At 43.2% G+C, this 17,440-nt stretch carries 14 protein-coding genes; 11 read left to right on the forward strand and 3 right to left on the reverse strand.

Annotated features, from left to right (window positions below; translation table 11 throughout):
• Position 1 precedes the first annotated feature (1 nt).
• The 3 genes from ABDW32_RS10900 to nagA form a co-directional block, all read right to left on the reverse strand.
• Positions 2-556: an acyl-CoA thioesterase gene (locus ABDW32_RS10900; RefSeq protein ID WP_343562277.1), complete on the reverse strand. Its 555-nt coding sequence runs from the start codon at positions 554-556 to the stop codon at positions 2-4.
• Positions 557-759: 203 nt separating this feature from the next.
• A complete protein-coding gene (locus ABDW32_RS10905) occupies positions 760-2,391 on the reverse strand; it encodes a family 10 glycosylhydrolase (protein WP_343562281.1) in 1,632 nt (543 codons plus the stop codon).
• 173 nt (positions 2,392-2,564) lie between these two features.
• Entirely contained in the window at positions 2,565-3,671 is a 1,107-nt protein-coding gene (gene nagA / locus ABDW32_RS10910; protein WP_343562283.1) for an N-acetylglucosamine-6-phosphate deacetylase, read from the reverse strand.
• A gap of 282 nt (positions 3,672-3,953) precedes the next feature.
• Between nagA and ABDW32_RS10915 the strand changes: the two genes are divergently transcribed.
• The 11 genes from ABDW32_RS10915 (at position 3,954) to lipB (ending at position 17,411) form a co-directional block, all read left to right on the forward strand.
• Positions 3,954-4,085: a DUF6728 family protein gene (locus ABDW32_RS10915; protein ID WP_317041807.1), complete on the forward strand. Its 132-nt coding sequence runs from the start codon at positions 3,954-3,956 to the stop codon at positions 4,083-4,085.
• A 9-nt stretch (positions 4,086-4,094) separates the two neighbouring features.
• On the forward strand, positions 4,095-4,481 hold the full coding sequence (locus ABDW32_RS10920; RefSeq protein ID WP_343562287.1) for a RidA family protein: 387 nt from the start codon (positions 4,095-4,097) through the stop codon (positions 4,479-4,481).
• Positions 4,482-4,484: 3 nt separating this feature from the next.
• Positions 4,485-5,396, forward strand: coding sequence for an EamA family transporter (locus ABDW32_RS10925; RefSeq protein WP_343562290.1), 912 nt, complete (start codon positions 4,485-4,487; stop codon positions 5,394-5,396).
• Positions 5,397-5,467: 71 nt separating this feature from the next.
• On the forward strand, positions 5,468-6,184 hold the full coding sequence (locus ABDW32_RS10930) for a hypothetical protein (RefSeq protein ID WP_343562292.1): 717 nt from the start codon (positions 5,468-5,470) through the stop codon (positions 6,182-6,184).
• A 448-nt stretch (positions 6,185-6,632) separates the two neighbouring features.
• Complete coding sequence (locus tag ABDW32_RS10935) at positions 6,633-9,692, forward strand: SusC/RagA family TonB-linked outer membrane protein (RefSeq protein WP_077437185.1); 3,060 nt, start codon at positions 6,633-6,635, stop codon at positions 9,690-9,692.
• 10 nt (positions 9,693-9,702) lie between these two features.
• A complete protein-coding gene (locus ABDW32_RS10940) occupies positions 9,703-11,373 on the forward strand; it encodes a RagB/SusD family nutrient uptake outer membrane protein (RefSeq protein ID WP_343562295.1) in 1,671 nt (556 codons plus the stop codon).
• A gap of 208 nt (positions 11,374-11,581) precedes the next feature.
• A complete protein-coding gene (locus ABDW32_RS10945; RefSeq protein WP_343562297.1) occupies positions 11,582-11,998 on the forward strand; it encodes a hypothetical protein in 417 nt (138 codons plus the stop codon).
• Between the two features lie 83 nt (positions 11,999-12,081).
• Entirely contained in the window at positions 12,082-12,795 is a 714-nt protein-coding gene (locus ABDW32_RS10950) for a hypothetical protein (protein ID WP_343562299.1), read from the forward strand.
• Between the two features lie 36 nt (positions 12,796-12,831).
• Complete coding sequence (recG, locus tag ABDW32_RS10955; RefSeq protein ID WP_343562301.1) at positions 12,832-14,937, forward strand: ATP-dependent DNA helicase RecG; 2,106 nt, start codon at positions 12,832-12,834, stop codon at positions 14,935-14,937.
• Positions 14,938-15,466: 529 nt separating this feature from the next.
• Positions 15,467-16,657: a GTPase HflX gene (gene hflX, locus ABDW32_RS10960; RefSeq protein WP_121120873.1), complete on the forward strand. Its 1,191-nt coding sequence runs from the start codon at positions 15,467-15,469 to the stop codon at positions 16,655-16,657.
• A 58-nt stretch (positions 16,658-16,715) separates the two neighbouring features.
• Positions 16,716-17,411 (forward strand): lipoyl(octanoyl) transferase LipB, encoded by a 696-nt coding sequence (gene lipB / locus ABDW32_RS10965; RefSeq protein WP_077437191.1) that lies wholly within the window; start codon positions 16,716-16,718, stop codon positions 17,409-17,411.
• Positions 17,412-17,440: the final 29 nt, after the last annotated feature.

Here is a 17,440-nt window from a genome sequence, read left to right on the forward strand (position 1 = left end):
CCTATTTTTTCAATGCAATCTTAACATCATAATGCGCCCTGATATATGCCTGCTGCTCCAGGGAGTCCCGCTCCAGGTCATGAATCGCACGGTCACGTTCTTTGTCGACCTCCATTTTTACCACACAACGGTAAAATCGGAACAAGTCCTTCTCCGTCTCCAGAATTAAGCGTGGCACACGCACCGGTTTACCTGTTTCATCCTTAGCAACCATGGTAAAATAAGAGGAGTTGCAATGCTTTGTTTCACCAGTCTGGATGTTCATCGCTTCCACCCGGATTCCCACCTCCATCGATGAATTGCCCACATAATTAACCGAAGCAATCAGTGTCACCAACTCCCCGACCTCTATGGGTTTCAAAAAATCAACCTTACCAACGGAAGCCGTCACACAATAATGTGCCGAAAACTTAGAGGCCACTGCAAAGGCTATCTGATCCATCAGGGACAAAATATAGCCCCCATGGATCTTCCCGCCAAAATTGGCATTGGATGGTAACATCAACTGTGAAATTCGGATTACCGAATCACTAACGGTTTTATAGATCTCTTCCATATCCCTAAATTTACCTCAGACAGATCAAAATTCAAAACAAAATCACAGTGTCTCCCCACTGTTTTGGTCAAGAGAGACAAATAAATTCCGACAGCCGGCGCACAGGTGCCGCCCCTAAAAAGGGTAACTTAATAACAGGCAAAAAAGCAAAAGGGATATCCGAAATAATCAGATACCCCTTTTTCAAATAGTACAAAAGCTCTTTATTTGATTTTTTCAGCGATATAAGGACTTTCGTTGCTCAAACGGTCAACAGCCTTAACCACCACATATTGCAATTTTTTATTATTCAACGTTGTTGGCACATCTTTCGTTGTCACCCCCGGTTCCAGGATCTCATACGTCCATTGCCCGCCGTAATTCAGATACAGCACCCATTTTGCAACCTGGTCGACTTGCTGATGCTGCCATTTCAAGAAAATATTATTTCCTTGTGGTGTCAGCAACAAAGAGGGTTTCAATAACGGATTCGCATTCAGCCATGGCGTTGTTGGAACCAAAGCCTTAGCTTGATAAGGTCCATCCACAAGGGCTTGGGTCATCGCTGGATTTTTTGTTAGACCTGCCAAACTCCAGTGAATAACACCCTCCCGATTATCTGGTAAAAGATCCCTTGCTGCGGCAACCTGATTGACAATCTCCTGCACATATTCCGGCCCACGTCTCCCAACAGTATTGATCCCCGGCCAAAGGTGACGACCCATGGTATTTTCAGTTTCCCACCATTTCAATAAAGCCGTATAACTTTGTTTGGCCGGTTGGATAGGCCAATAAAGCTGTGGTGCAAAATAATCAACCCAACCTTTGTTCAACCACAGTTTAGCATCAGCATATAACATATCGTATTGACTTGACCCCTGTATTCCAGCAGGATATCCAGGCTTCCAGATTCCAAAAGGACTGATCCCAAATTTCACAAAGTTCTTTTCCTTTTTAATATCCTTGTAAATACGTTCAATAAAGGTATTCACACTGTTTCTCCTAAAATCACCGCGCGAAAGGGTACCACCATTACGTTTAAACTCATTATAGCTATCTGAATCTGGGAAATCCTGCCCACCATTGTATTCCGCATAAGGATAGAAGTAGTCATCAAAATGCACCCCATCGATATCATAACGCTTCACAATATCCATAACCACACGGGCGGCATGATCCTGTGTCGACTGTTTCGATGGGTCAAACCAGTAGTAGCCCTGCTTTAATTTAACAACAGATTCAGGCATCTTGCGTGCCATTGAAGCCGAAGTCACCGCACCACCGGCGGTGTGGTGCGCACGATAAGGATTTAACCAAACATGGAGCTCGATTCCCCTTTTGTGCGCCTGCTCCACCCAAAATTCAAGTGGATCATAATAAGGTGATGGCGCCTGACCTTCAGTTCCTGTCAAAAAATAAGACCAAGGTTCAAGATCACTTTTATAAAAAGCATCCGCTGAAGGACGCACCTGGAAGACAACGGCGTTAAAATTATTGTTCTTTAAAAAATCCAAAATACCGATCGCTTCCTGCTGCTGCTCGGCAGTACTTAGATAATTTTTACTTGGCCAGTTGATATTCGCAACAGAAGCAACCCAGGCAGCACGGAATTCGCGTGGCACAGCCGGAAGTTCAACAACGATATCCTTCTTCTTTTCAACAGCAGGCTGTTCTTTGGTCTCTTTAGTCTCGATTGTATTTTTCATCCGCTCTCTTTTTGGAACCGAAGGCGGATCTTTTTTTACAATTTCAACATTGGTATTCGTATTTACAGGTTTTTCCTTTTTATTTTTCTTGGATGAACAAGAAGACAAAAGAAAGACTGCCGTAGCTAAAAATAATAAGGAACGTTTCATTAAGCGATAAAGTCTAGTGTTTTTTTTCAAAATAACTCCCAAAACTAAGCTAAATTTCAATAGAAAAGAAATTCAGCTTTCGTTCACCCTTCTTACAATATGTTTACATCAGATGAATAATACTCATCATATAAGTCAATTTCTGATGATAACATAATCTTCCAACGGGCTCGTCAATAGCGGAGCTCTCCTTTAAAGAAAACCTGCTCCAAACTGAAATCATCCGTAAACACGATGACATTAGCCATGCTACCTGCATTGAGATTCCCAATATCGTTTCTTTGCAATAGATTTGCCGGATAGCTTGTAGCCATCCGGATCGCTTCATCCAATGGGATTCCCACCCGCTCTACACAATTTCTGAGTCCTTCAAACAGGGAAATGGCGGCTCCTGAAATCGTACCATCCGGCAAAGCGTAATAACCGTCATTCAACACATGCTGATAAATTCCCTTATTGCATGCTGCTACAGCATCGGTAATCATAAATAAACGGTCGCCCATTTGCTTTTTAGCAATTTTCACGGCTTCAAAGCTAACATGATGTCCATCGACAATAATACTCGCACAGGCTTTGTGATGGTTAAAAATAGCTCCGACCAAACCCACCTCGCGATGATGCAATGGTGACATGGCATTAAACAGATGTGTACTTGTCGGGATTCCCGCATCGTAGCCATGTGTCCCTTCGGCAAAAGTAGCGTCACTGTGCCCTGCACTGAGCAGCAAATTATAGGTTTGCAGATACCGCAGCACTTCATCCGAAAAACATTCAGGAGCAATTGTCATCATCTTGACAACCGGAGTTCCTTGGAGCAGATCGTCGATCCTTTCCTTCGTCGGTTTTATAATCAGTTCTTCCGGATGAGCTCCCCGTTTTTTTGCATTCAGAAATGGACCTTCTAGGTGCAGCCCCAGAAAAGCATCATGATGGTAGCTCTCAGCGACACGGATAGCTTCTTTGAACACCGGAATAGTATTCGTTGCCAAAGTCATCATATAGGAAGTCGTCCCCTTATCAATCAATCCGTCAGAGATCCGCTCCAATGACGCCTGACTGAGCTCGGCAGAATAGAGATCCGAACCGTCACCATATAACTGCAGATCAACCAATCCGGCGCAGATATTGGCTCCTTTGACATCATGAAGATGATAACCTGCGGGGATATCTTTATCATTGACCGTACCAACAATCTTCGCTCCCTCTAAAAGCAATGCCTTTTTTTCTAAAACTTCTGTGCCGGTATAGATCTTACCGCCAATCAATGCTGTTTTCTTCATTAAAATAATTTTTACATTTTTCCTTTAGGACGCTTCAATTTGCACACATATTGGGGTCAGAATATCCACTTATTATCCGCTGGAAGAGCTGAGGACAGCAGATACGCAGCAACAATTCTTGCTTACCCACTACGATATCGTCTTCCGGCTTCCCTGTATTTTGAGCCGTAAAAATTTACATCCGCAGGCTTCTGATACTAAAGTTAAGGTTTGTATTCGCCCTATCCCAAAGTTTTTGCGTTTAAATTTTAACTTTTTAATTTACTGTCGTAACTTAGTTCCATGTACTTTTTCAGAAAGCGCAACGCTGACCGGCCCAGCAATGGCAGTATCAGAGCCATGCATATCATTAATGCAACGGCTATTATTGTCTTTTTATTGGGGCTGATCTACAAAATATTTTTTTCATCCTAAACAAACATCATGTCAAAAAAAGAGATCTTAAATACAGACAAAGCTCCTGCAGCGATCGGACCTTATAATCAAGCTATCAAAGCGGGAAATACCCTTTATGTATCAGGACAGATTCCACTTGTTCCAGAGACCATGGAACTGATATCTTCAGGCGTAAAAGATGAAGCACACCAGGTATTGAAAAATGTGGAGGCTATCTTAACACATGCAGGTTATACATTTCAGGATGTTGTCAAAGCCTCAATTTTTTTAAGTGACATGGCCAACTTTAGCCTTGTTAATGATGTGTATGCCGAATATTTCAAGGAGGCACAACCGGCACGTGAGTGTGTGGCGGTGAAAACATTACCAAAGAACGTCAATGTCGAAATTTCGGTCATTGCCTGGAAAGATTAATCCGTGGAAAATAATAACGAAACTGTAAGCCGCGGAAAATATCTTTTCGCGGCTTTTTTGGCACCTTTTATCTGGGGATTCATGTCCATTTCGGTTCGTTGGATACGTGAATATCCTGCCGAGGATATTCTATATTTCAGGATAATAACGGCTTTAGCTGTCCTCTGGCTCTACCTCTTGATATTCCAAAGAAAGACCCTGCGTTCAGACCTCCAAAAATTCAGAAACCTTCCCCGAAACCTTAAGATTCGGCAGAGCGGCCTTACTATACTCGCTTCCCTGCTGATTTTCGGGAATTGGTTTACGTATATCTATGCCGTCAATCATATCAGTATCCAATCTGCGGCACTGGCCTACCTGACCTGTCCATTGATTACTGCAGCAGCAGCCTATTTTATCTTAAAAGAAGCATTGCGTCCCATTCAAAAGGTGGCCCTACTCATCGCATTCGGCAGTGTTTGTCTATTGGCCAAGGGTTCATTGAATGATGTTTTATGGGCCGCAACCATTGCAACCTTTTATGCCTTCTACCTTATCCTACAGCGCATCTCGACCGGTTTTAACAAACTCAACCAATTAGTTGTCCAACTGAGCATCTGCGCCCTATTTGTCATTCCCAAACTGATCTATAACCAACATGATATTCCTACAGCGCCCATCTTCTGGGGCACTATTTTACTGATCGCTGTTGTATTCACGATTATTCCGCTTTTCTTGAGCATGTATGCGTTAACCGGAATTTCCTCAACAACAGCAGGCGTATTGTTATATATCAATCCAATCATTGCTTTCACGCTGGCGGCGACCTATTTTCAGGAACCAGTCCCTTTTGTCAAGTACGTAGCTTATGGCGTCATACTATTGGCGATTGTTCTATTCAACAGCAGCAATTTCCGGCAGATTAAGAAAAATTAGATTAGGATGTAGCGAAGCAGATAGGACATGCGTATTTATTGTGTAAATAACCAATAAATTAAATACAAATTATGAAACATCACATAATATACGGCCTATTTTTTTTATGCCTGATTTTTGTTTCCTGTAAAAAAGAAAGTCTCTCATCGGATCATTGGGGGGAATTAAGGGCTAAAAAAATGGAGGAAATCCAGCGCCTAATCAATTCTAAAACAGCAACAAATATTGATGACTGGTACGTAAAAGAAGCGAACCACTACTTGTGTGGAATGAGCTATTTTCCTATGCACAAGTCGATGGAACAAGATTTTAACAGGCTATGGCAAGAATACAGAGACCTCTCCAAAAATGAAATAGATGCTGGGATTAAGGAAGGTGTTATTTATGAACCTTGCGATGACAATTATTGGTATAATGACTCTCCCATTCGTATGGTTCTTGAAAACCAACACCCCAAATTGATTTACCTACAAGATATTAGTCCGACAGCGTATAAAGAAATGCTACCTGCCCTAAAAGATAAAATCGACGCTTACAAGCGTAAACTGTCTTGTACCGGTAATGAGCAATGGTCAGCAACCCGAATTTTCGAAGGCTGTGATGAATCCCTATTACTTTATCAAAGAGATAAAGACTATACCGAAATCAAGAAAACTGTTGGACGTTACAATGTGTTAAAGATCGCTTTAAGCAGCATTGAAAAACCAGATTGCAAATTCACCCCTTCTCCTGCAATCCAATCCATTACCTGCGAGAACGGCAAACCAACGATTCATCTAAAAAAGTAAGCAGCTAAATAGTAATAATTTAAAAGCTCCTCATACTTCATTTAATACCGGAAAGCCTCAACAATAAAATATTGAGGCCTTTTGGTATTTAATATACCCCACAAGATACATTTTTGACAAAACACAAAAAATTACAAAACAACACAAAGCTAACAATCAAGCAGTTAACGGCATAAATCCAGCATTTGTATCAATTTTGTTTCCTAAAATTTTTGATTTTTAATCAACAGTAGTAAATTAGTATTAATTAAGGGAATTCACATGTCCCTCTCCTCCCATCATATATAGGGTATTGAATAACATCTGATAATCATTTATTTTGCTCTCCTGGCAAGTTCAATCCCATTTTCACTAACCACATGCTAAATGGAATTAGCCCATTACCAAGACAAAAGACTGCTATTGTGAAAAGAGGTATATAAAAAACTGAATATAACTCTTATACTAGATGAATAACAAATTATACACTACATTAAGGATGTTGAGTATTGTTCCAACAATGCTTTTTTCAGCATCTTTACTCCATGCGCAAAGCAACCAGGTGAAAGGAACTGTTGTTGACGCAAAAACAAAAACTCCACTCGTCGGCGCCACCATTAAAGTATTGGGTACCTCGACCGCAAGCTCCACAGACAGTAAGGGAACATTTCAGATCAATGTAGACGACAAAAACCGTGTCCTGAATATCAGTACGATTGGTTACGAAAATAAAACCGTTACACTTGGGCCCGGCGAAACCACAGTGACCATAAGTTTGGATGAACAGACACAACAACTTGAGAGTGTTGTTGTCACGGCACTCGGTATCAGCCGCGCACAGAAATCGCTTACCTATTCGACACAACAGGTCAATGGAGATGAACTGAACAAGGTAAAAAGTACCAATTTGGCCAATAACCTGAACGGTAAAGTAGCCGGGGTCAATATTGCTTCCAGCTCCTCCGGCCCTGGTGGTTCCGCAAAAGTCGTTTTACGTGGTAATAAGTCCGCTTCCGGTAACAACCAGGTATTATATGTGGTCGACGGTGTCCCGATCAATAACCAAACCTTAGCCGGTCAACCAGATAACGTTTTCGGTGGTCAGCGCGATGGTGGTGACCCGATATCACTGATAAATCCTGAGGACGTAGAAAATATCTCCGTACTAAAAGGAGCTTCCGCAGCAGCATTGTATGGCAGTCAGGCCGCCAACGGCGTGATTTTGATCACCACCAAATCCGGGAAGCAAGGACGTACGACCATCAACTTTTCATCCAGTGCCCAAATCGAACAAGCAGTATCGACACCGAAGTTCCAGAACCAATATGGCCAAGGCTCAAAAGGCAAAAACAGTAATACAAGCGTGTTTAGCTGGGGTGATAAAACGAATGGTGCCAACTACGACAATGTTGGCGAATTTTTCCGCACCGGAAGTAATTTCACAAATTCACTGACACTCTCCGGTGGTAATGAGAAAAATCAAACCTACTTTTCTTATGCGAATACCCTTGCAAAAGGAATACTACCCGAAAATGACCTTATGCGACATAACTTCAATCTCAAAGAAAGTGCAACATTCTTTGATGATAAATTAACAGTCGAAGGAAGTGCAAACTACATTACACAAAAATTGGACAATGCGCCTACATCAGGATTCTATTATAGTCCTTTAGTAGGTCTTTATCTTTTACCCCGAAGTCTGAACATAGCCGATTATAAAAACTACGAAAAATTTAATCCAAATCGTAGTCTCAACGAGCAGAATTGGTTTACACTTTCGGATGATGAAACCACACAACAAAATCCATGGTGGATTGCAAACCGGAATTCGACACGATCAACCAGAAACCGCTTATTGTTGAACGGAAGTGCAAAATACAAAATCGCACCATGGATCAGCGTACAGGCACGCGGTAGCGTAGACCGGACGAGCGAGGTTTGGGACCGAAAAGCTTATGCAGGTACGCAGAAAATCCTTGCCCGCGAAAATGGAGCATACAGCTACACGAATACCACCATTACACAACAATATGGTGATGTGGTTGCCAACATGAACTTTAACGCAGGAGACAAGCTGCAGATTACAGGATTGGTCGGTACGAGCATCACAGACTGGAAAACAGAAGGTACTGATTTCACCACCGGAAAAGATGGTCTAAAGGTTCCAAATCAATTCTTTATCCAAAATACAACCACTCCTGTCACTTCCACTTTATCTGCCAACCGTAGACAATTACAATCGGTATTTGCCTCGGCCAATTTAGCATATGATAATTGGATCTATTTGGACCTGACGGCTCGTAACGACTGGTCGAGTACACTTGCATTTACAGGTACAAAATCCTTCTTCTATCCTTCTGCGGGTCTGGGAATTGTACTGAATGACAAGCTCAACCTACCTGAATTTGTCAATATGGCCAAGATTCGCGGTTCTTACGCTGTAGTCGGTAACGACCTTCCACCTTATACGAGTCTATTGACAAATACAGTGAATCCTTATGCAGTGTTAACGGTTAATGATATTGCTTTCCTGAAAACTTTAAAACCGGAAAAGACCAAATCATTGGAAATCGGTACGGAATGGCGTATGTGGGATAGTCGTTTGAATGTCGACCTGACCTACTACAAAACCAATACAACAAATCAGTTCTTTAAGGTAGCCGCTAGCCACGCTTCATTGAACAAACAATATGCGATTAACGCCGGAAATATACAAAACCAGGGGGTCGAAGCCTTGGTTTCATTGGATGCCATCAAGAATGATAATTTTACCTGGACCACAAGTGTCAACTTCACCTACAACAAAAACAAGATTATCGAACTTGCAGATGCTGTACCTGAATTTAACCTGACCGGAGAAGGTAGAAATAACTTTGCTTCCAAACTGGAAGTTGGAGGATCTTTTGGTGACATCTACGGACAGGATTTTGTCCGCGATGATCAGGGCCGTATCCTAATTTCTGAGGACGGAATTCCACAAAAAACCAACGTCTATACCAAGCTTGGAAATTCCAATCCAATTTGGCAAATGGGCTGGAACAACAGTTTTAACTACAAAAACTTCAATCTAAGTTTCCTCATCGACGGCAAGTTCAACTATGAAGTGATGTCAGTGACACAATCTTTACTCGACGGTTATGGCGTATCGAAAGTAACTGGCGATGCCCGGGCCAATGGTGGTGTGATTGTCAATGGCGTCACGCCCGATGGCAAAGCCGTCACTAAAGTGGATGCGGAGCAATGGTACACATCAACTGCTGGTATGGGACCTGTAAGCAGTCAATATATCTATGACGGAACGGTGGTAAGATTGCGTGAACTTACCTTTGGTTATGATTTTAACATTAAAGATAGCTTCTTCAAAAAACTGCGTGTCAATGCTGTGGGAAGAAACCTATTCTATATCTCGAAAAAAGCACCTTTCGATCCTGAAGTGACCATGTCTACGGGCAATGCACTTAGTGGTGTTGATATCTTTATGATGCCAGCAACACGTAACTATGGTCTAACATTAAACGCAACGTTCTAACAGAAATACAATGAAATTTACAATAAAAAATATATCCAAGTTCTCTCTTGCTCTTTTAATTTTAGGAGGCTCTATGACAAGCTGTACCAAAAACTTTGAAGAGTACAACAAAAACAATATTGGTGTTACAGATGAGGACCTAAAAGGAGACGGACAAGATCTTGTCATTTTCCTTCGCAACGCTCAAATGTCCATTTATAATTTTTCGGGTGCTGGCGATCCAAACTCGTACCAGGTGCAACAGAATCTGAATGCCGATGTTTATTCAGGCTTCTTTATGTCGCCAACACCGTTCAATAGCGGACAGAACAACCTCAATTATGCCATGGTAAATGGTTGGAATGGCGAACCTTTTCAAGTACTATACCTCAATGTTATCAAGGCGATCGACAAATTGAAAAAAAATGGCCTTGCAGAAACTTATCCGGCATTATGGGGATCAGCACTGGTCATTAAAGTGGAAGCTGCAAGCCGGGTTACTGATATCTATGGTCCTATCCCTTACAGCCAGGTGGGCACATCCAATACAATTCCTTACGACAAACAGTCGGATGTGTACAACAGCTTCTTCAAAGAACTTGATGAAGCGGTAACCGTACTGAAGGCTTATAAAGCAGATAGCCCAATGGCCGCAAAAATCGACCAGATTGATTTGGTTTTCCCAAATACGGATAATCAGGTAAGGTTTAAAAATTGGTTGAAAATTGCCAACTCCCTGCGTTTACGCCTGGCAATGCGCCTGGTTAAAGTTGCCCCTCAGCTTGCTAAAACACAAGCCGAAAAGGCATTGGATCCAGCCAATGGTGGTGTTCTGGAAAGCAATTCCGAAAATTTTAAAGTTACCATACCTACCGATGGAACCTACAGCAATCCACTTTGGTTTATTGCCAAAAACTGGGCCGATACACGTATCAATGCAACACTTTCATCTTACATGGTCGGACTGAAAGATCCTCGGATCTCGAAATATATGTCTCCCGTTTCAAATGATCCGACGTTGAAAGCAGTGGCAGGTCAATACATCGGTATTCGTACCGGTGCAGAGGGTATTGAAAAGGACAAATACCAAAAACTTTCAACACTGAATACAGAAGGTACCACACCAACCTTCACCGCGAGTACAGCACCGGTCCTGATGACAGCTGCAGAAGTTTACTTTTTACGCGCCGAAGCAGCCTTAAGAGGCTGGAACAATGCCGGAGGAACAGCGCAGGCATTGTATGAGAAGGGAGTGGAGACTTCATTCGCACAGTGGGGTGTTTCCTCGGCCGCAAATACATACTTAAACGACAATACAAGCAAAGCGGCCGACTATGTCGATCCATTCAATGCAGACAACAATGCAAAATCACCAAGTTCATTAACGATCAAGTGGAACGAAGGTGCAACCAACGAGGAAAAACTAGAACGCATCATTACACAAAAATGGCTGGCGATCTTCCCTGAAGGACAGGAAGCATGGAGCGAATTCCGCCGTACCGGATACCCACGTTTATTCCCGGTAGTTGTCAATAACAGCGGCGGGCTCATCGACACCAAAATACAGATACGTCGATTGCCGTTCCCACAAAACGAATACAATACAAACCAAGCTGAAGTACAAAACGCGATATCACTTTTAGGCGGCCCCGACAATGGCGGAACCCGTCTATGGTGGGATGTTGCCAAAGGAAATTTCTAAGTAGAATTCCCAGCTATACCACAGCGGCTTAATCAAAAGGTTAAGCCGCTTTTATTTGCTTGCTGTTCATATTTTCGCCCTTCGCCTCCCTCACTACCTGCCAATAAATCTTATTTTTAAAAATATCGCAGCCCTGAGAAATTTTCAACCCTCACTGTAGCGAACAGTCCGGATTGGCCGTTCAATAAAACAAACCAAATGTGCAATTATGAAAAGTTTGTCAACACTGGGCTTAACAACCATGCTCGCATGCATTATGCTATTCGTTGTCTGTAAATCCGAATCCCATCTTGACAATCCCTATAAAGGAAAAACCGAGAAGGAACTGGAAGCACTTTCAACCGAAAAGTTCAGCAAAATCGTTGCATTCGCAAGCCCAAAAACCTGTTCCGACGTCTCTGCTTGGGAAATGATGGATATCCAAACCGTATGTGGCACTAGTTACATTCCTTACCACCGTTCAGTAGATAAGACCAGCTTGCAGAATATGGTCCATGATTATAATAAACTGATGAAAATATACCAGCCCATGATAGCGCCAAGGATCAATTGTATGCCCTATCAGAAACCTCTTGAAGTTATCTGTAAGGAAGGGAAAGCCTCTATTCTATACCAAAACCCCTAAAATCGCAAATATCATGGCTTCAAAACTGATCCATGCTTCCTCCAGAAAGCCACAAAAATTGAACCGCACCAAATTATAGACAAATGAAAAAAATAATATTTACGCTTCCTATTATAGGATTTTTATTATTCCTAGCCTGTTCAAAAGACAATTTTAATTCGTTTGAATACTGGGACGAACAAGTGATTGAAAAAACTGAGGAACTCACTACGCTGCTCCAGTCTGTTCCCTGTACAAATATTGAGGAGTTTGAAATTATACAACAGCCCTACTATACCTATTACCTGGTACATTCCTCACTGAAAAGCCAATTCGAAAAATTAAAACAGGAACTGGATCATCTTCAGGACGAGCGTTATAAAGCCGCTGAACGTGAGGGTAAGATCCGCTATGAAGCACTGGACTTTATCATGCCGATCCCCAATCCTCCCGTAGGAAAAATCTGTGACAACGGAAAACCCAAACTCCGCTTTGCACATGACCTTTCCCTCGAAGAAGTCAACGTGGAATTGCCCAAAAGATACAAAGAGCTTCAAGAATTCTATAAAGACATTACCTGCGATAATCCAAACGATTGGCAAAGTCATTTTTTGCGAACAGGATGTTGTATGGAAGCAATCGCAGTACACAAAACCATCCGATCAGCAGAGATGATAGAAAAAATTCAACTATACAATCATCTCACCGAAAGAAAACTCAGTTTGGAAAAAACAAGCTGTCAAGGCGACTGTCCAAATAGCGCAAGACCAGTTCAATGCAGGGATGGCAAGCCATATATAGAAGTATATAAATCGTAAAAATTAAATTTTTCGTATTTTAGCCATTCGAGAAGAATGGCTGAATTAAGTTTAATTACCCCGATAGAATACCTCAAAGGTGTAGGTCCCCAAAAGGCAGATGTACTCAAAAAAGAGTTACAGGTATTTACCATTGGAGATCTGTTGACCCAATACCCTTTCCGTTATATCGACCGTACAGAATTCCACAAGATCCGGAAGCTGCATCCCGATATGATGGCGGCGCAGGTACTGGGACGCCTGGTTTCACTGCAACTCGTGGGTGAAAAAAGAACCAAACGCCTCGTCGGCTCATTCAAGGACGAAACAGGTTCCATGGAGCTCGTCTGGTTCCAATCCATTCCCTGGCTCCAAAAGTCTTTGAAAGTAGGCTCGGCCTATATCATTTACGGCAAACCCAGTGAATTTAATGGGCAGCTGTCCATTACCCACCCGGAAATGGACCTCTACAACCCACAGGCCAAGCAAGCGGGCAATATGAGCCTACAGCCGGTCTATTCATCTACGGAGAAACTCAAAAAATTCAATCTGGACACCAAAGGCATCCAACGCCTGCAACAGACGGCATTGGAAACCGTGTTTCGGAGTATAGGTGAGACGATCCCCCAGGAAATAATCGCCAAACATCAACTGGTTTCTCACCAGCAGGCTTTGGCCGCCATTCATTTCCCGAGCAATCAAAAGGAATTGAACCAGGCGATCAAGCGGATCAAATTTGAAGAACTATTTTTCATCCAGCTCAAACTGCTCAACAATAAGCAGCTGAACACACAGAAATTCAAGGGGCAACGCTTCAACAAAGTAGGTGTAAAGTTCAACACTTTTTTTAACGAACGTCTTCCATTCCCATTGACCGGAGCGCAGAAACGCGTTATTAAAGAAATCCGTATCGATACCAATACCGGCGCACAGATGAACCGTCTGGTGCAGGGCGATGTAGGCTCCGGCAAAACGGTGGTTGCCCTGATGAGTATGCTCCTCGCTGTTGACAATGGTTTTCAGGCCTGTATGATGGCGCCAACAGAGATCTTGGCTACACAGCACTACCAGGGGCTCAAACAGCTCGTCGGCGATGATCTCGTCAGCATCAAGCTGCTTACCGGCTCAACCAGCACAAAAGAACGCCGGTTGATCCATCAGGCCCTCGAAGATGGTACACTTGATATCCTGATCGGCACCCATGCACTCATTGAGGATAAAGTGCAATTTAAAAATCTCGGCTTCGTCGTGATCGATGAACAACACCGTTTTGGTGTAGAACAACGGGCCAAGCTCTGGCGCAAGAATGTTATTCCACCACATATGCTGGTGATGACAGCTACGCCCATTCCCCGCACCTTGGCGATGACCATGTATGGTGACCTCGATATTTCGGTGATCGACGAGCTTCCGGCCGGACGTAAGCCTATTAAAACCGTCCATTTCTTTGAGAGCTCCCGCCTGCGGATGTTTGGCTTCATGCGTGAAGAAATCGCCAAAGGCAGACAGGTCTATGTGGTCTATCCTTTGATCAAAGAAAGTGAAAAACTCGATCTGATCTATTTGGAGGCCGGCCTGGAGAATCTGCAGCGCGAATTCCCTCTTCCGCAGTATAAGATCAGTATTGTACACGGCAAAATGCCTGTGAAAGATAAGGATTTTGAGATGCAACGTTTTGTGAAACACGAGACGCAGATCATGGTGGCAACAACGGTAATTGAAGTTGGGGTCAATGTGCCCAATGCCTCGGTTATGGTCATTGAAAACTCCGAACGGTTCGGTCTCTCCCAGCTCCATCAATTGCGGGGACGTGTGGGCCGTGGCGCCGAACAGTCCTTTTGTATCTTGATGTCAGGAAATAAGCTCAGCAAAGAAGGCCGCCTCCGGCTGGACACCATGGTGCGGACCAATGACGGTTTTGAGATCGCCGAAGTTGACCTACAGCTACGTGGCCCAGGTGATATCTCCGGCACACAGCAATCCGGCGTGCTCGACCTTAAGATGGCCAATCTGGCGACAGACCAGGCCTTATTGACCGAATGCAGAAACACCGTCATTGCCATATTCAAAGAAGACCCTATGCTGCAAAGTGAAAAAAACTACTTGCTCCGGAGCTTTTTGGCCCGGAAATCAGATGGTATTGCCTGGGACAAAATCTCCTGATCGTCGGCCAGCCGGCCTTTGACAAGCTTAAACCCCATCCATCACTTGTTTTATTCAGGAGTCCATTCAATGCTGTTCGAAAACGCTTCAACAAACTAGGATAACTCAGTTCGAAGATATGCCCTTACCAGTGAAACCTGTTTATCAAAATCAAGAAAAAGATCGCCGCCGCCAGCTAATAGACTACCTATCATCAATTCGCTTGTATATAAAATCAAAATTATTTATTTTTGCATCATTATGAACATGATATAGAAAATATCCCCTTCTTTTACTAGGCAAAAGATGGCGACTGACCGCTTACTTATTTTGAGTTGCCCTGGTAAGCAAATCACAAGAGACTTATTGGTTAATGAAGAATTATGTCCTATTTAGGTGCCCATCTTGTTTGGTGTACAAACGCATAAATTCTTAAATTTACCTTTTCAAAACAATAATTAAAAGTGAACGTATAACAAGATATAGGCAATAGATCGCAATGTGCGGCTTAGTGACCACCTACTTCACTTAATATACTTAATAGGACAAAATGGCCAGAATTAAAATACACGATACAGCAATAAAACCCGAAACAGCCGTCTTGGTCAGTGTGATCACGCAGGGCGTGACTGAGGCAAAAGCAAAGGAATACCTGGAAGAACTTGAATTTCTCGTACAGACCGCTGGTGGCGAGACCAAAGGCATGTTTACACAGAAATTAGCTTTTCCGGATAGAGCGACATTTGTCGGCAGCGGAAAACTTGAAGAGATCAAAGCCTATGTCGAAGCTGAAGAGATCGACATTGTTGTCTTTGACGACGAGTTGTCCCCGTCCCAATTGCGCAACATCGAGAAAGAACTCAAACGCAAGATCTTGGATCGTTCCAATCTGATCCTGGATATCTTTGCCCGACATGCAAAAACTGCACAGGCAAAAACCCAGGTCGAACTGGCGCAGCTGCAATACCTATTACCACGATTGACCCGCCTGTGGACCCACTTGGAGCGTCAACGTGGGGGGATCGGTATGCGTGGTCCCGGTGAATCGCAGATCGAAACCGATAGACGGATTATCCTGGACAAAATTTCATTGTTCAAGGAAAGACTGCGCGCGATCGACAAGCAGAATGAAACCCAGCGCAAAAACCGTGGCGAGATGATCCGCGTAGCCCTGGTGGGCTATACAAACGTCGGTAAATCAACGATCATGAACATGATCTCCAAATCCGATGTATTGATCGAGAACAAACTCTTTGCAACATTGGATACAACGGTACGCAAGGTTGTTATCGACAATCTTCCGTTCCTGTTGTCCGACACGGTAGGATTTATCCGCAAATTACCGCATCACCTGGTGGAATGTTTCAAATCTACCTTGGATGAGGTCAGGGAGGCAGATGTGCTGATCCACGTGGTGGATATCTCACACCCTAACTTTGAAGATCACATCCAGGCCGTAAATGAGACATTGAAAGACCTGAAAGCTTTGGATAAGCCCGTTATTACGGTGTTCAACAAGATTGACCTGTATAAACCTGCTGTTGAAGAAGGTCACGATGGTGAAGAGGTGGAGATTACCTTGGACGATTTCCGCAATTCATGGATGGCGAAAAATTCCGATCCGGCGATCTTCCTGTCTGCAACAAACAAGACAAATATCGAAGAATTCAAACAAACGCTTTACGATATTATCGTGAAGATGCACAATGAACGTTACCCGTACAACAATTTGTTGTATTAATTTGACTAACATGAGGACGGATCGTTTATAACGATCCGTCTTCTTAAAAAGATAAGCAATGAATAAAGTGGTGCAGTTCCAAGACTGGGGACTTGTAGACTATCAGGAAGCCTGGGATAGACAAGAGTCCATCTTCAAGGGCGTATTGGATATCAAACACGACAATCGGGTCAATGCGACAACGACAGACACGCCAAACTACCTGATTTTCACAGCACACCCCCATGTCTATACTTTAGGAAAAAGCGGGCACGAAGAATACCTGCTCCTGGACGAAAAAGGCCTGGAAGAAAAAGAAGCAAAGTTCTATAAGATCAACCGCGGTGGTGATATTACCTACCATGGACCGGGTCAGATTGTAGGTTATCCGATTCTGGATCTCGACAACTTCTTTACCGATATTCACCTTTATTTAAGGACATTGGAAGAAGCCATTATCCTGACCTGCGCCGATTACGGTGTTTCAGCAGGGCGATATCCTGGATTTACGGGCGTCTGGATCGAACCGGACAAGCCCACGGCCCGCAAGATCTGCGCAATGGGCGTACGCGCCTCACGCTGGGTCACCATGCATGGCTTTGCCTTTAACGTCAATACAGATCTGGACTATTTCAACAATATTATCCCCTGTGGTATCGACGACAAGGACGTGACCTCATTGAAACGGGAACTTGGTCAGGAAGTCGATATGGATGACGTGAAGGAAAAACTTCGCGGACACATCGCCAGACTTTTTGAAATGGAAGTCATCTAGCAATAGAAACAAACAAGGACCTGCTCAAT

The organism is Sphingobacterium sp., from assembly GCF_039596235.1.
GTDB lineage: Bacteria > Bacteroidota > Bacteroidia > Sphingobacteriales > Sphingobacteriaceae > Sphingobacterium.

What these genes read in the sequence shown, in the direction of transcription:
- ABDW32_RS10900 (WP_343562277.1), bottom strand. Translation starts at nt 556, where the DNA reads ATGGAAGAGATCTATAAAACCGTTAGTGATTCGGTAATCCGAATTTCA.
- ABDW32_RS10905 (WP_343562281.1), bottom strand. Translation starts at nt 2,391, where the DNA reads ATGAAACGTTCCTTATTATTTTTAGCTACGGCAGTCTTTCTTTTGTCT.
- nagA (WP_343562283.1), bottom strand. Translation starts at nt 3,671, where the DNA reads ATGAAGAAAACAGCATTGATTGGCGGTAAGATCTATACCGGCACAGAA.
- ABDW32_RS10915 (WP_317041807.1), top strand. Translation starts at nt 3,954, where the DNA reads ATGTACTTTTTCAGAAAGCGCAACGCTGACCGGCCCAGCAATGGCAGT.
- ABDW32_RS10920 (WP_343562287.1), top strand. Translation starts at nt 4,095, where the DNA reads ATGTCAAAAAAAGAGATCTTAAATACAGACAAAGCTCCTGCAGCGATC.
- ABDW32_RS10930 (WP_343562292.1), top strand. Translation starts at nt 5,468, where the DNA reads ATGAAACATCACATAATATACGGCCTATTTTTTTTATGCCTGATTTTT.
- ABDW32_RS10935 (WP_077437185.1), top strand. Translation starts at nt 6,633, where the DNA reads ATGAATAACAAATTATACACTACATTAAGGATGTTGAGTATTGTTCCA.
- ABDW32_RS10940 (WP_343562295.1), top strand. Translation starts at nt 9,703, where the DNA reads ATGAAATTTACAATAAAAAATATATCCAAGTTCTCTCTTGCTCTTTTA.
- ABDW32_RS10945 (WP_343562297.1), top strand. Translation starts at nt 11,582, where the DNA reads ATGAAAAGTTTGTCAACACTGGGCTTAACAACCATGCTCGCATGCATT.
- ABDW32_RS10950 (WP_343562299.1), top strand. Translation starts at nt 12,082, where the DNA reads ATGAAAAAAATAATATTTACGCTTCCTATTATAGGATTTTTATTATTC.
- recG (WP_343562301.1), top strand. Translation starts at nt 12,832, where the DNA reads ATGGCTGAATTAAGTTTAATTACCCCGATAGAATACCTCAAAGGTGTA.
- hflX (WP_121120873.1), top strand. Translation starts at nt 15,467, where the DNA reads ATGGCCAGAATTAAAATACACGATACAGCAATAAAACCCGAAACAGCC.
- lipB (WP_077437191.1), top strand. Translation starts at nt 16,716, where the DNA reads ATGAATAAAGTGGTGCAGTTCCAAGACTGGGGACTTGTAGACTATCAG.